Here is a 13,817-nt window from a genome sequence, read left to right on the forward strand (position 1 = left end):
GGTTTGACTACTAGATATAGTGGGTGCTGCTGAAAACTTGGCTAAGTATAGTGAAACGAATCCGAATGACCAGTCTTGACAACCGCTATTTGAGGGTCGTTTCACGGTCGGGCTGGCGGGTGCGGCAGCGCCACATGCCCGGGAGCCTAGTACTCACAAGGGTTTCGGCGAAACCGTTCGCAACTGCACATTTCACAAAAATTTTTTTGATTGTTGCGAGCATGCGATAGCCCCTCACCTGCATGGGGCATGTGTGCCTGAAAGGGGCGCACGACCATTGGGAATGACGTTACGAATTCATCACCCCGTGGTATGGCGATAGGGCAACATGCCCGGCGGCACGGCTGCATCGGCGGCAAGGCGGTCCCAGTCGAAATGCGGGCCGGGATCGGTCTTGCGTCCCGGCGCGATGTCGCTGTGGCCGGCAATCGCGCGCACCGGGTAGACCGCCATCAGGGCCGGCACCAGCGCGGCCACGGTGTCGTACTGGGCGGAGGTGAACGGCAGATCATCGCAGCCCTCGATCTCGATGCCGATCGAGAAGTCGTTGCAGCGCGTGCGGCCGAAGAAGTCGGACTGGCCGGCATGCCAGGCGCGCTGCGTGCACGGCACGAACTGCACCAGCTCGCCCTGCCGCGTCACCAGGAAGTGCGCGGACACCTGGACCTGGTGGATGGTGGCGAAGAACGAGTGCTTGTCCGGGTCGAGCCGGTTCTGGAAGAACGCCTCGATGTCGCCGCTGCCGAACTGGCCGGGCGGCAGGCTGATGTTGTGCAGCACCACCAGGTCCACCGGCATGCCGGGCGGGCGCTGGTCGAAATTGGGCGACGGCACGCGGCGGGCGGCGGGCACCCAGCCGTCGGCGTCGGGCAGGAAAGCCTGCGCGGGCTGGCTGGGCCCCGTCATGGCGTGCCCTCGCCCGCGCCGTCGCCGGCGTTCTCGGCCACGCCGCGGTCGGCGGCGTCCATGGCTTCGCGAATGCCCAGCTGCTGGATGCGGTAGCGCAGCTGGCGCAGGTTCAGGCCCAGCAGCGGCGCAGCGGCGGTACGGTTGAAATTGGTCTGCGCCAGCGCCTGCAGGATCAGCTCGCGCTCCACGACTTCGAGCCGGGCCGGCAGGTCGATCGGGAAGACGATGCCGCGGCAGGCGCGCTCGGTGGCATCGTCAGCGGGTTCGGGCTGGGCGGTGGACGGTGCGGCGGGCTGCGAGGCGGGCTGTGAGGCGGCCTGTGAGAGGCGCTGTGACGCGGCAGCGGGTTCGGCCACTATCACTGGCGCGGGCCTCGCCGCGGGCGGCATCGGCGCCCACATGCCCGGCGCGCCCCAGGGGGCGTACTGCGTCGCAGGCAACGGTGACGCCATCGTGGGCGCGGGCGCCATCAGCCCGGCGCCGGGCGCGCCGGCATCCAAGGGGCCGAGGTCGGCCACCTCGATCTGATCGCTCTCGGCAAAGGCGTAGGCGCGCTCGAGCAGGTTCTCCAGTTCGCGAACGTTGCCCGGGAAGCGGTAGGCGGCCAGCTGTTCCAGCGCGGCCGGCGCCAGGCGCTTGGGATGCGGGTCGCCGTAGCGCACCGCCAGGTGGTCCAGGATGGCGCGCGCCAGCACCGGGATGTCTTCGCCGCGCTCGCGCAGCGTGGGCATGCGCAGCGCCAGCACGTTCAGGCGGTAATACAAGTCCTGGCGGAACTGGCCGGCGGCGACCATCGCGGCCAGGTCCTTGTGGCTGGCGCACATCACGCGCACGTCGACGGCGTCTTCGCGGCTGGCGCCGATCTTGCGCACGCGCCGCTCCTGCAGCGCGCGCAGCAGCTTGACCTGCATCGCCAGCGGCAGGTCGGCCACCTCATCGAGCAGCAGCGTGCCGCCGTTGGCGGCGTGGAAGAAGCCGCCGCGCTCGCCGTCGGCCCCCGTGAAGGCGCCTTTGACGTGGCCGAAGAATTCCGACTCCATCAGCGTCTCGGGGATGGCGCCGCAGTTGACCGCGATAAACGGATGCGAGGCGCGCGCGCTGATCGCATGGATGGCGCGCGCGGCGCGCTCCTTGCCGCTGCCGGATTCGCCGCTGATGACCACCGGGGCCATGCTGCGCGCCAGCCGCGACAGCGAGCGGCGCACCTCCTGCATGGCAACGGAATGGCCCGGCAGCAACGCCGCGGCGCGGTCGGCGGCGGCGTCCGCGCCGGCGCTGCCGCCGGCATCGGCCTCGGTGCTGTCGCGCTGCTGGCGGCCGAGCGCGTTGAGCACCAGGCTGCGCAGCTGCTCCAGCGAGACCGGCTTGGCGATGTAGTCGAAGGCGCCGGCCTTGAGCGCCTCGACGGCGTTGTCGGCGCTGCCGTAGGCGGTGATGACCGCCACCGGGATGCGCTCGGGCGCGGCCGACAGCTGCCGCACGATTTCGATGCCCAGGCCATCGCCCAGCCGCATGTCGGTCAGCACCAGGCTGTAGCGGCCCTGCGCCAGCTTCTGCCGCGCCTCGGCCAGCGAGCCGGCCAGCACCACGTCATGGCCCATGCGCCGGATGGAGATGTCGAGCAGCTCGCGCAGGTCGGCCTCGTCGTCGATGACGAGGATGGGATCGGGCGTACGGGGTGGCATGGCGGTGGGTGTGGGGGTGGGCGGACGCCGTTCATGCGACGGCCGCGTCGGCGGTCTCGATGCGCAGCGTCAGCACGAAGGCCTTGGCCGGCAGTGTATCGCGCGCGGCCGCGGCCAGCACGCCGGTGCGCTCGACCAGCGCCGGCACCGAGACCGCACCGTAGCGCACCTGCGCATCATTGGCGCCGCACAGCTCGCGCGCCATGAACAGGCCGAGGCCGGTGCCCTGGGCGTTGCTGGTGAAGAAAGGCTCGAACAGGCTGCGCTGGTGCTCGCGCGAGACCTCGGCGCCGTCGTTCCAGACGATCAGCTCGGCGTGATGCTGGTCCAGCGCGTGCGCCAGCAGCCGGATCGAGCCGGGCAGCCGGCTGCAGTAGCGCCAGGCGTTGTCGAGCAGGTTGCCCAGCACCTGTTGCAGCTGCGCGGCGTCGAACACCACCGGCTGGGCCACGTCGACGGTCAGGCGGATGGCGTTGGCGTTGACGTCCGCGCGGCCGGCCGGGCGGGTCTCGCCGGCGCGCGGGCGGCGCGAGCGCATTTCCAGGCGCCAGCGCTCGACGATCTCGGGCAGCGCCTGCGCCAGGTGCACGGTGCTGCGGCCGGTGCGCGGGCGGCGCGACATCTGCAGCACGTCGGACACCACCTGGTCGAGGCGGCGCACGTTGTCGTGGATGATGCGCAGCAGGCGTGCGTCGATGTCGACGTCGGCGCCGCCGGTGTTATCTGGCCGATCCGTCGCAACAGGCTCCTGCCGCGCGGAGTCGGCCAGCAGCTCGCTGGCCTGGCTGATGGCCGCCAGCGGGTTGCGGATCTGGTGTGCGATGCTGGCCACCAGCCGGCCCATCGCGGCCAGCTTTTCCTGCTGCACCTGTTCGGCGATGCGCTCCCAGCTTTCGATATGGACCAGCACGGTGTCGCGCATCTCGCTGCGCAGCAGCGCTTCGTCTTCCTGCGACCAGGCCATGGCCTCGTTCTGCGCGATGGCCAGGCGCAGGCGGGCGGCGGCCTCGGGCGAGAGCTCGTTCCAGGCGGCGGTATCCAGTTGCGACGGCACCGTGCGCCCGTGCGCCAGCGTCGAGCGCAAACCCGCCAGCCCCGGCAGCACAAAGCGCAGCCGCAGCCGGGTGTGCTGCATGGTGCCGTCGGCCAGCGCGGTGCCGGATGCCATCGGCAGCAGCTGCAGGATACGCGGCACGTCGTCCTTGCTGCGCAGCCAGTCGCGCAGCATTTCCATCAGCGGCTGCAGGCGCGGGATGCGGCGCAGGTCGAACAGCACGGTGTCGCCATCGCTACCCTGCCCCGCCGGCGCGCCCAGCCGGCGCGAATAGATGCGCTCGTGCGCCTGCACGCCCAGCAGCACCACCGCCGCCGGGTTGGCCGCCACCACGGCGCCGTTGGCGCGCACCAGCATCACGCCGTCCTGCATGTCGTTGACCATCAGCCGGTTGACCAGCTGCTGCATGCGCAATTCCTGCTCGCGCGCCAGCGCCAGCCGCTCCTGCGCGATCTGGCGATTGGCCAGCATGTACATCAGCAGCGCCGCGATCATGAACACCAGGCCGAACAGGCCCGAGCCGAGCAGCCCGGCATCGGCCTGGCGCAGCAGGATGGTATGCATGAACGGTCCGCCCATCACCACCAGCGCGGAGATCGACGCGGCAAACAGCGCGAACGGCAGGCTGGTGAGCGCGCCGGCTTCGAGCGCGGGCAGCAGGAAGATCATGGCGAGGCCGTCGGCCTGGCCCTGGCTGGCGGGGTGGCCGATGGCGTGGAAGACCAGCGCCAGCAGCGCCAGGTCGGCCAGCACCTGCACGCGCACGCGCAGGTGGAAATGGCGGCGCCACAGCGTGCCGGCGAGCATCGCCAGCGCAATGCCGAGGTAAGGCACGGCGACCGTCATGGCCGCCGCATGCTCGGCGCCGGCCAGGCCGAAAGGCAAGCCCGGCAGCAGCGAATGCGGCAATGACGGCAACGGCGCCGGGACCACCTCGCCGCGCCGCATCAGCGCGTAGCCGAGCAGCAGCAGGCCCACGGCCACACGGGTCCAGCAGAAATAGCGCAGCAGGCGCCAGTGGAATTCGGGCGGCTCAGGCTGACGCCACAGCTGCGCCAGGCCGCGCCAGGCGTTCAGCCGCTGCCAGCCTGACAGCGCCGGTTCGATCATGGGCGGGCACCGCCGCCGTCAGCGTTGCTGCTTTCGTCAGGGAGATGGCTGCGCCGGCAGTAGTGCAGCCCGCGCCAGGCAATGGCCTCGCCTTGCGGCAGGTGTACGCCGCACTGGGCGCACTGGACCATCGGTTCGGCGATCGGTTCGGCGGACTGGGACTGGCCGGCGTTGGCGCGCGCCGCGGCTTCGCTGGCTTGCTGGCGGGCGCGTTGCTGCGCCAGCCGCGCTTCGGCGCGGGCGCGCAGCCACCAGAAGATGCCCAGCACCACGGCCAGCAGGATCAGGATACGTGCCATGGTGCTTCAGAGACGGTGCAGGACCACTTCAATCACAAAGCGGCTGCCGACATAGGCCAGCAGCAGGATGCCGAACGAGGCGATGACCCAGCGCAGCGCCACCTTGCCGCGCCAGCCGCGGAAGATGCGCCCGGCCAGGATGCCGCCGAACATGGCCCACGAGATCAGCGCGAACACCGTCTTGTGGTCCATGCGGAAGGCGCGGCCGAACAGTTCTTCGGAGAACAGCAGGCCCGAGCCGATCGTCAGCGTCAGCAGCACGAAGCCGGCGCCGATCAGGCGGAACAGCAGCTTCTCCAGTGTCAGCAGCGGCGGCAGCAGGTCCAGCCAGCGGCCCAGCCACTGGCTGGGTTGCGTGGCCCTGGCCTCGGCCGGCCGTGCCGGTGCGTGGCGGAAACCGTGCAGCCGGCGCTCGGCCAGCAGCATCAGGAAGGCATGGAACGCCGCCAGCGTGAACAGCCCGTACGCCACGTTGGCGATGATGAAATGCAGCTTGAACAGCGGCTGCGCCGCATAGCCCAGGATCTGCGAGCCGGGAAAGGCCAGGGGCATCAGGCTGGCAACCAGCGCCACCGGGATCACAATCAGCCCGAGCCCGGCCAGCGAGAAGAAGAAGCTTTCGATCCAGTAGATGCCCACGCCCAGCCACAGCATGGCCGACAGCGCGAAGGCAAAGCCGAACACCATGCGCTCGGCCGGGAAGATGGTTTCGTGCAGCAGCATGCCGTGGCTGGCCAGCGCCGCCAGCATCAGCACGTGCCACCAGGCCGGCCGGCCCTCGCCGTGCGCGCCGCCCGCCGGTGGCAATGCGCTGCCGGGGCCGCCGGCGACCAGCACGGCCGAGGCCGCGCCGCCGGCTGGTCCCGCCTTGGCGGCGGTGGAGGCAACGCCGGCATGGCGCGTGGCCCAGCCGTGCCAGGCCAGGCCGCAATAGAGAAGTGCCGTCAGGGCATACAGTACAATGACCATTTGCGCAGTTTACCTTAGTGCCCACGGACGGTGGCGGCCGGTTGAACCGGTGCTCCAGCGCCGCAACAGGCACGGGCCTGCCCCGATTCCAGACCGAGCTCCTGCTCCGATATCCCCCCGATTCCTGCCATGCTGGACAATCTCACTCAACGCCTGGCGCGTGTGGTCAAGACCATGCGCGGCGAGGCGCGCCTGACCGAGGCCAACACCGCCGAGATGCTGCGCGAAGTGCGCCTTGCCATGCTCGAAGCCGACGTGGCCCTGCCGGTCGTGCGCGAATTCATCGCCCGCGTCAAGGAAAAGGCGCTGGGCGAGGATGTGATCACCAGCCTCACGCCGGGCCAGGCGCTGGTCGGCGTGGTCCAGCGCGAGCTGACCTCGGTCATCGGCGGCGCCGAGGCCGCCGGCGGCAACAATAAGGAAGCCGAGCTGAACCTGAACGTGCAGCCGCCCGCCATCATCCTGATGGCCGGCCTGCAAGGTGCCGGCAAGACCACAACGGTCGGCAAGCTGGCCAAGTGGCTCAAGGAAAACAAGAAGAAGAAGGTGCTGACGGTCTCCTGCGACGTCTACCGCCCCGCCGCCATCGCCCAGCTGAAGACCGTTTCCGAGCAGGTCGGTGCTGACTTCTTCCCGTCGCAGCCGGACCAGAAGCCGGTCGAGATCGCCCGCGCCGCGGTGGACTGGGCGCGCAAGCATTACCACGACGTTCTGATCGTCGATACGGCCGGCCGCCTGGGTATCGACGAGGCGATGATGCAGGAAATCGCCGCGCTGCACGCCGAGCTGAAGCCGGCTGAGACGCTGTTCGTGGTCGACGCCATGCTCGGCCAGGACGCGGTCAACACCGCCAAGGCCTTCAACGACACCCTGCCGCTGACCGGCGTGGTGCTGACCAAGCTGGATGGCGACGCGCGCGGCGGTGCCGCGCTGTCGGTGCGCCATATCACCGGCCGCCCGATCAAGTTCGTCGGCGTCGGCGAAAAGCTGGACGGGCTCGAGCCGTTCTTCCCCGACCGCATGGCCCAGCGCATCCTGGGCATGGGCGACATCATGGCGCTGGTCGAGGAAGCCCAGCGCGGTGTCGACATGGAAGCGGCCGAGAAGCTGGCCAAGAAGATCAAGAAGACCGGCGATTTCGACCTGGAAGACTTCAAGGCGCAGATCGGCCAGATGAAGAAGATGGGCGGCATGGCCAGCCTGGTCGACAAGCTGCCGGCGCAGTTCGCCCAGCAGGCGCAGGGCGCCAACATGGACCAGGCCGAGAAGCAGGTGGCCCGCATGGAAGGCATCATCAACAGCATGACGCCGGCCGAGCGCGCCAAGCCCGACCTGATCAAGGCCAGCCGCAAGCGCCGCATTGCCGCCGGTGCCGGCGTGCCGGTTCAGGAAGTCAACCGCCTGCTGAACCAGTTCGACCAGATGCAATCCATGATGAAAAAGCTCAAGGGTGGCGGCATGATGAAGATGATGCGCCAGATGGGCGCGATGAAGGGCGGCATGAAGGGCCTCTTCAATCGTTGAGCCCGGGCAAGAGAACAGGAACGACATCATGATGAGCGCCGTACAGGCCCGCGAACTGTGGGCCAACTCCGAAGAAATCGTCTCGGCCGAGGAAGTCCAGGCCTCGCTGGACCGCATGGCCGCCGAGATCACCGCCAAGATGGGCGATGCCTTCCCGCTGGTGCTGTCCGTGATGGGCGGCGCGGTGGTGTTCACCGGCATGCTGCTGCCCAAGCTGGCGTTCCCGCTGGAGTTCGACTACATCCACCTCTCGCGCTACAACAACAAGACCGTTGGCGGCGAGATGCAGTGGCGCGTGGCCCCGCGCGAATCGGTCAAGGACCGCGTGGTGCTGGTGCTGGACGACATCCTGGATGAAGGCGAGACCATGGCCGCGATCCGCGAGCGCATCATGGACATGGGCGCCAGGGAATTCCACGCCGCGGTGCTCTGCGAGAAGACGCTGAGCAAACCCAAGCCCATGCATCCGGACTTCTGCGGCTTTGCGGTGCCGGATCGCTATGTGTTCGGGTGCGGGATGGATGCCAAGGGGTATTGGCGGAATCTGGGCGCGATCCGGGCGCTGGTTTGATTTTGCTGTCCTGATGGTTTTCTCCCCTCTCCCGCAAGCGGGAGAGGGAGCACGCAATCCGTTCGTGACGCGAGGTCACATCGTTTACGCCTGGTGCGACCCCAAAATCGGCCACAGCGACGCCAGCAGCAACACCGCCATCCCGATATTGAACGCGCGCAGCACCCGCGGCCTTGCCAGCCAGCGCCGCAGCGCCGAGCCGCATAACGCCCACATCGCCACGCTGGGCAGGTTCACCACCCCGAAGATCCCGGCCAGCAGCAGCACGTTGAGCCACAGGTTGCCGTGCAGCACATAGGTGCTGCACGCGCCCACGGCCATCACCCACGCCTTGGGATTGACCCACTGGAACGCCGCCGCGGCCCAGAAGCCCATCGGCCGCGCCACCTGCCGGTCCTGCACGCCGCCGGCCGTGGCGAGCTTCCACGCCAGCCAGACCAGGTAGACCGTCGCCACCACGCGCAGCACCTGCCAGGTCCACGGGAAGGCGTGGAACAGGGACCCCAGCCCCAGCCCGACCAGCCCCACCATCAGCGCAAAGCCGATGCTGACGCCGAGCAGGTGCGGCACCGTGCGCAAGAACCCGAAGTTCACGCCGGAAGCCAGCAGCATCGTGTTATTCGGACCGGGCGTGATCGACGACACCAGCGCAAAACCGGCAAAAGCGGCAAAGACACCGGTGCCGGCGGCGAGTTGGGATACTTCCATGACTGACTCCAGGGGCGTTCAGGGAATCAGTCTACGGTCAGTCAGCGGTACAGTACCGGTACACTTTTTCAGCAAATTGCCGATACAGGACCGGCGCGGTCAGCCTTCGCTGCGATATGGCCGCTCGCGCAGCCACTTGGTCGCAATCCACTTCTCGCCCGCCGCCACCGGCAGACCGGCATGCAGCGTGCGCTCGTCCAGGGCGCCGTCCGGCAGCAGGTAGCTGAAGTAGACCGCGTTGCCCTTTACCGGCGCCACTTCCAGCCCCACGCGCGGGAACGCGGTGGCGCCGCCGGCCTCGGGTGTGTTCAGGTAGATCACCAGCGTGGCGATGCGCTGGCCGCCAACGGTCAGCTGGCGTGCCTCGCCCGGCCGTTGCGGATTGAAGAAATCGAAATGCGGCTGGTATTCGCCACCGGGCTTGTAGTTGAGGATCTGCAAGCCTTCGCCGTGCTCGGCCGGCACGCCGGTGACCGCGGCGATGCGCGCCTCGATGCGTTCGATCAGCGCATGCTCGCCCACCTGGAACATGGCGCCCATGCTGGTGCGGGCGTCGATCAGGTTCTCGTCGCCGGTGTCGGGATTGACCACCGGCGAGCGTGCCAGCCGGCCGCGCGACAGCGCCACCAGCGCGTCGCATTCTTCGGCGCTCAGCAGCTGCTGGTACAGCCGGATCTGCGGCGAGGCGAGCCGGAACAGGATCGGCACCTGGCGGTCGCCGCCGTCGGCCACATAAGCCGCCGGGCGTGCCGAGGGACCGGACGCGGCCCCTGCCACGGCCTTGGCCTGCGGGGCTGCTGCGCGTGCCGGCGCCTGCTTGTCCCGGCTGGCCGGCGCGATGCCGCCACCGAACGCCGCCGCCACGGCCCGGCGCGCAAAGGCGTCGTCATAGCCCGAACGCAGCATCGACAGCACCAGCGCATCGGCACCAAAGCCCTGCGCGACATGCCGCGCCAGCCATTGCTCCAGCTCGGGCGAGGATTCGGTATAGCCGGCCTTGCCGCCGGCAACGGATGCTTCGCGGATCATGACGGGTTGGCGACGCGGCGCGGCGAGAAAGGGTTGCGTTCGGGCGGGTCGGACGGCAGCGCACGCGGGGCGCGTGCGGGTGCATTGTCCGGATCGCCGGCGACGGTGACCGAGGCTTCGGAGTACTGCCAGCGCTTCCACGCCGCCAGCACGGCATTGGGATACTCGGGGCGGCCGCGGCTGCCGTTGTAGCGGCCCAGCGCCAGGTACAGGTCGCCCTGCTCGCGGTCGAGGTAGTAGCGCAGGATGGTGCAGCCGTAGCGCAGATTGCTCTGCAGGTGGAACAGCTTGCGCGGGTCGTTGTCGCCGATGGCGCGGACCCAGAACGGCATCACCTGCATCAGCCCGCGCGCGCCGGCCGAGCTGATCGCGTACTTGCGGAAATTGCTCTCGACCTGGACCAGGCCCAGCACCAGCGCGGGCTCCAGCCCGGCACGCTTGGCCTCGTAGTAGGCGACTTCGATCAGTTCCACGCGCACCTGCGGCTCGGGGATGCGCGTGGCCAGGCGCGAAGACATTTCGCCCAGCCACTTCAGGTAAGCCAGGCGCTCGCCGCCGGATGCAAAGACCGGCCGCGTGGGCCGGTCGTCTGCAATCGCCGCGGCCAGCGCGCCGCGCACGGAATCTGCCAGGTCTTCTTCCTTCTGCGCGCCGGCATGCACTGCCGCCGCGGCCAGCGCCAGCAGCAGCCCGCCGGCAAGGCGGCGGGCGGCGGGCATTGCGCGGGCGGCGCGCATCGGGCTCAGTTCGCCAGCTGGTTGCGCACGTGGCTGACCACGTCGGCCACGCTGACCGCGGTGGCCTGTGCGTCACGCCGGCCCTGGTACTCGACCTTGCCTTCCTTCAGGCCGCGGTCGCCCACCACCACGCGGTGCGGCACGCCGATCAGTTCCCAGTCGGCGAACATCACGCCCGGACGCTCGCCGCGGTCGTCGATGATGACGTCGACGCCGGCAGCCAGCAGCTCGGCGTGGATACGGTCGGCCTCGGCCTTGACGGCCTCGGAGCGGTCGTAGCCCACCGGGCAGATCACCACCTCGAACGGCGCGATCGCCGCCGGCCAGATGATGCCGCGCTCATCGAAGTTCTGCTCGATCGCCGCGCCCAGGATACGGGTGACGCCGATGCCGTAGCAGCCCATCTGCATCGGCTGGGTCTTGCCGTTCTCGTCGAGGAAGGTGGCGTTCATCGATTCCGAGTAACGCGTGCCCAGCATGAACACGTGGCCCACCTCGATGCCGCGGCAGATCTCCAGCGTGCCCTGGCCGTCCGGCGAGGCATCGCCCGCCACCACGTTGCGCAGGTCGGCCACGATCGGCTCGGGCAGGTCGCGGCCCCAGTTGACGCCGGTGAAGTGATAGTCGCGGTAGTTGGCGCCGCAGACAAAGTCGCTCATGTTGGCGACGGTGCGGTCGGCGACCACCTTGACCGGCTTCTTCATGTCGATCGGGCCGAGATAGCCCGGGGGCGAGCCGAAGGCGTCGACGATCTCGTTCTCGGTGGCAAAGCGGAAGTCGGCCAGCCCCGGCACCTTGGAGGCCTTGACCTCGTTCAGCTCATGGTCGGCGCGGATCAGCAGCAGCCAGATCTGGGCGCCGGCCTCGCTGTCCGTGGCCAGCACGATCGACTTGACGTTGGTCTCCAGCGGGATGTTCAGGAATTCGGCCACCTGCTCGCACTTGACCTTCTCCGGGGTGAAGGTCTTGACCAGGTCTTGCTTTGGGGCGGCGCGCTCCGCCAGCAGCGGCAGCGCCTCGGCGGCCTCCATGTTGGCGGCGTAGGCCGAGGTCGGGCAGTAGACGATGGCGTCTTCGCCGGTATCGGCGATCACGTGGAACTCATGCGAACCCGAACCGCCGATGGCACCGTTGTCGGCCGCCACCGCGCGGAACTCCAGCCCGAAGCGGCTGAAGATGCGCACGTAGGCGTCGTACATGTTCTCGTACGACTTGCGCAGGCCGTCGGTGTCGCGGTCGAAGGAATAGGCGTCCTTCATGGTGAACTCGCGGCCGCGCATGATGCCGAAGCGCGGCCGGCGCTCGTCGCGGAACTTGGTCTGGATCTGGTAGAAATTGAGCGGCAGCTGCTTGTAGCTGCGGATCTCGCTGCGGGCGATGTCGGTCACCACCTCTTCCGAGGTCGGCTGCACGGCGAAGTCGCGCTCATGGCGGTCCTTCAGGCGCAGCAGCTCGGGGCCCATCTTGTCCCAGCGGCCGGTCTCCTGCCACAGCTCGGCCGGCTGGATCACCGGCATGGACATTTCCACCGCGCCGGCGCGGTTCATTTCCTCGCGCACGATGTTCTCCACCTTGCGGATCACGCGCAGGCCGATCGGCATGTAGGTGTAGATGCCGGCGCCCAGCTTCTTGATCATGCCGGCGCGCATCATCAGTTTGTGCGACACGATTTCCGCGTCGGCGGGCGCTTCCTTGAGGGTGGAAATGAAGAATTGCGAGGCTTTCATCCGTAGCTTTCTCTCGAGGCCGCAACGCCTGCCCGGCCAATTCCGGGAGCGGCGGCACTGATTTGTCGCGCACGCGCCTGAAACTGCCCTTCTGCTCGGGAAAACCAGCATCCCCCCGCCAGAGCCCGGCTGCGCGCTTCCTTTATAATCAGCGTAATTCTAAAGGATTCGAGGTGCAGTCATGCTCGATCGTGAAGGCTTTCGCCCGAACGTCGGCATCATCCTCCTCAACGCACGCAACGAGGTTTTCTGGGGCAAGCGCATCGGCGAACACTCCTGGCAGTTTCCGCAAGGCGGCATCAAGTACGGCGAAACGCCGGAACAGGCCATGTACCGCGAACTGCATGAGGAAACCGGCCTGCTTCCGGAGCACGTCAGGATCGTAGGTCGCACGCGCGACTGGCTGCGTTACGAGGTGCCGGACAAGTTCATCCGCCGCGAGATCCGCGGCCACTACAGGGGCCAGAAACAAATCTGGTTCCTGCTCCGCATGGCGGGCAGGGACTGCGATATTCACCTGCGGGCAACCGACCATCCGGAGTTCGACGCCTGGCGCTGGAGCCACTACTGGGTGCCGCTGGATGCGGTGATCGAATTCAAGCGCGATGTCTACCAGATGGCGCTGACGGAGCTGTCGCGCTTCCTGAACCGGCATCCGCGCGCGCCGCTGAGCCCCTATGGCACGCATGCGCACGGCCGCCATGGCGGCGGGCATCGCGGCGTTCCGCCCGCGGTCGCCGGCCAGCCGGCAAAGCCCGCCGGTGCCGATGGTGGCAGCGCGACGGCGCAAGTCGCCGCGCAAGGGACTGTTTCGCCGGCCGCGCCGGTTACCAACTCACGGAGTACTGATGACTAGTTGCACCGGCCCGGGCCGCCGCGGCGGCCTGACCGCTGCCGGCCTGCTGCTTGCCGCCGCCACCCTGGCGCTGGCGGGCTGCAAGACCACCGGCAAGGAGATGGCGGAAGAAGAAAGCACCTGGCTCAGCCCCTTCGCGCCCAAGACCTTCGAGGAAGCCAAGGCGATGCTGCCGGCGCCGCCGCAGGATGCCAACCTGGTGCCGTTCTCGGTGTCCGGCACCGGCACGCTGTCGTTTGCGGTGGACAGCAAGTCGGTCTCGGTGGGCAAGGACAATGTGGTGCGCTACACCGTGGTCACCACCAGCCAGAGCGGCGCCCGCAACGTGACCTTCGAAGGCATGCGCTGCGATGCGTTCGAGCGCAAGCTCTACGCCACGCTGCCCAAGGGCGCCACCGAATGGGTGCCTAACACCAGCGGCTACGGCGAGACCTGGCATCGCATGGAAACCGGCGTGCGCAACGCCTACGCTGCCACGCTGGCCATCGAATTCTTCTGCGAAGGCCGCACGGTGGCCGGCAAGCCGGAGGACATGGTGCGCGAACTGCAATCGCGTGCGCCCAGCGGACGCTGAGCCGGGCGGCATCGGGATAAAAAAACGGCGGGACTGCCTGGCAGTTCCGCCGTTTTTGTTTAGCT

At 68.4% G+C, this 13,817-nt stretch carries 13 protein-coding genes; 4 read left to right on the forward strand and 9 right to left on the reverse strand.

Features of this window, described 5'->3' with window-relative positions; translation table 11 throughout:
- Positions 1–300: 300 nt before the first annotated feature.
- The 5 genes from ampD to JTE92_RS27690 are packed head-to-tail and all read right to left on the reverse strand — an operon-like array spanning position 301 to position 6,026.
- Entirely contained in the window at positions 301–906 is a 606-nt protein-coding gene (gene ampD / locus JTE92_RS27670) for a 1,6-anhydro-N-acetylmuramyl-L-alanine amidase AmpD (protein ID WP_063241575.1), read from the reverse strand.
- On the reverse strand, positions 903–2,594 hold the full coding sequence (locus JTE92_RS27675; protein WP_063241574.1) for a sigma-54-dependent transcriptional regulator: 1,692 nt from the start codon (positions 2,592–2,594) through the stop codon (positions 903–905). Before JTE92_RS27675 ends, ampD begins: the two co-directional genes overlap by 4 nt.
- A gap of 31 nt (positions 2,595–2,625) precedes the next feature.
- Positions 2,626–4,758 (reverse strand): sensor histidine kinase, encoded by a 2,133-nt coding sequence (locus JTE92_RS27680; protein ID WP_063241573.1) that lies wholly within the window; start codon positions 4,756–4,758, stop codon positions 2,626–2,628.
- Positions 4,755–5,057, reverse strand: a complete 303-nt coding sequence (locus JTE92_RS27685; RefSeq protein WP_063241572.1) for a PP0621 family protein — start codon at positions 5,055–5,057, stop codon at positions 4,755–4,757. The genes JTE92_RS27680 and JTE92_RS27685 overlap by 4 nt, the downstream gene beginning before the upstream one ends.
- Positions 5,058–5,063: 6 nt before the next feature.
- On the reverse strand, positions 5,064–6,026 hold the full coding sequence (locus tag JTE92_RS27690) for a cytochrome C assembly family protein (protein ID WP_063241571.1): 963 nt from the start codon (positions 6,024–6,026) through the stop codon (positions 5,064–5,066).
- A gap of 129 nt (positions 6,027–6,155) precedes the next feature.
- Here JTE92_RS27690 and ffh point away from each other — a divergent pair, with 129 nt between their 5' ends.
- Positions 6,156–7,550, forward strand: coding sequence for a signal recognition particle protein (ffh, locus tag JTE92_RS27695; protein ID WP_063241570.1), 1,395 nt, complete (start codon positions 6,156–6,158; stop codon positions 7,548–7,550).
- Positions 7,551–7,578: 28 nt separating this feature from the next.
- Complete coding sequence (locus JTE92_RS27700) at positions 7,579–8,121, forward strand: hypoxanthine-guanine phosphoribosyltransferase (RefSeq protein WP_063241569.1); 543 nt, start codon at positions 7,579–7,581, stop codon at positions 8,119–8,121.
- 84 nt (positions 8,122–8,205) lie between these two features.
- Here the strand turns inward: JTE92_RS27700 and JTE92_RS27705 are convergent, their stop codons facing one another.
- From JTE92_RS27705 to JTE92_RS27720, 4 genes are all read right to left on the reverse strand, one after another.
- Entirely contained in the window at positions 8,206–8,829 is a 624-nt protein-coding gene (locus JTE92_RS27705) for a LysE family translocator (protein ID WP_063241568.1), read from the reverse strand.
- A 99-nt stretch (positions 8,830–8,928) separates the two neighbouring features.
- Positions 8,929–9,858, reverse strand: a complete 930-nt coding sequence (locus JTE92_RS27710; RefSeq protein ID WP_063241567.1) for a 2OG-Fe(II) oxygenase — start codon at positions 9,856–9,858, stop codon at positions 8,929–8,931.
- Positions 9,855–10,595 carry a lytic transglycosylase domain-containing protein gene (locus JTE92_RS27715; RefSeq protein WP_063241566.1) on the reverse strand — a complete coding sequence of 247 codons (741 nt, stop codon included), beginning with the start codon at positions 10,593–10,595 and terminating at the stop codon, positions 9,855–9,857. The genes JTE92_RS27710 and JTE92_RS27715 overlap by 4 nt, the downstream gene beginning before the upstream one ends.
- 5 nt (positions 10,596–10,600) lie before the next feature.
- Entirely contained in the window at positions 10,601–12,322 is a 1,722-nt protein-coding gene (locus tag JTE92_RS27720; RefSeq protein WP_063241565.1) for a proline--tRNA ligase, read from the reverse strand.
- A 181-nt stretch (positions 12,323–12,503) separates the two neighbouring features.
- Between JTE92_RS27720 and JTE92_RS27725 the strand changes: the two genes are divergently transcribed.
- A complete protein-coding gene (locus tag JTE92_RS27725; RefSeq protein WP_063241564.1) occupies positions 12,504–13,178 on the forward strand; it encodes an RNA pyrophosphohydrolase in 675 nt (224 codons plus the stop codon).
- Positions 13,171–13,752, forward strand: coding sequence for a CNP1-like family protein (locus JTE92_RS27730; protein ID WP_063241563.1), 582 nt, complete (start codon positions 13,171–13,173; stop codon positions 13,750–13,752). Before JTE92_RS27725 ends, JTE92_RS27730 begins: the two co-directional genes overlap by 8 nt.
- Positions 13,753–13,817: the final 65 nt, after the last annotated feature.

Origin of the sequence: Cupriavidus oxalaticus, from assembly GCF_016894385.1 — a bacterium.
GTDB lineage: Bacteria > Pseudomonadota > Gammaproteobacteria > Burkholderiales > Burkholderiaceae > Cupriavidus > Cupriavidus oxalaticus.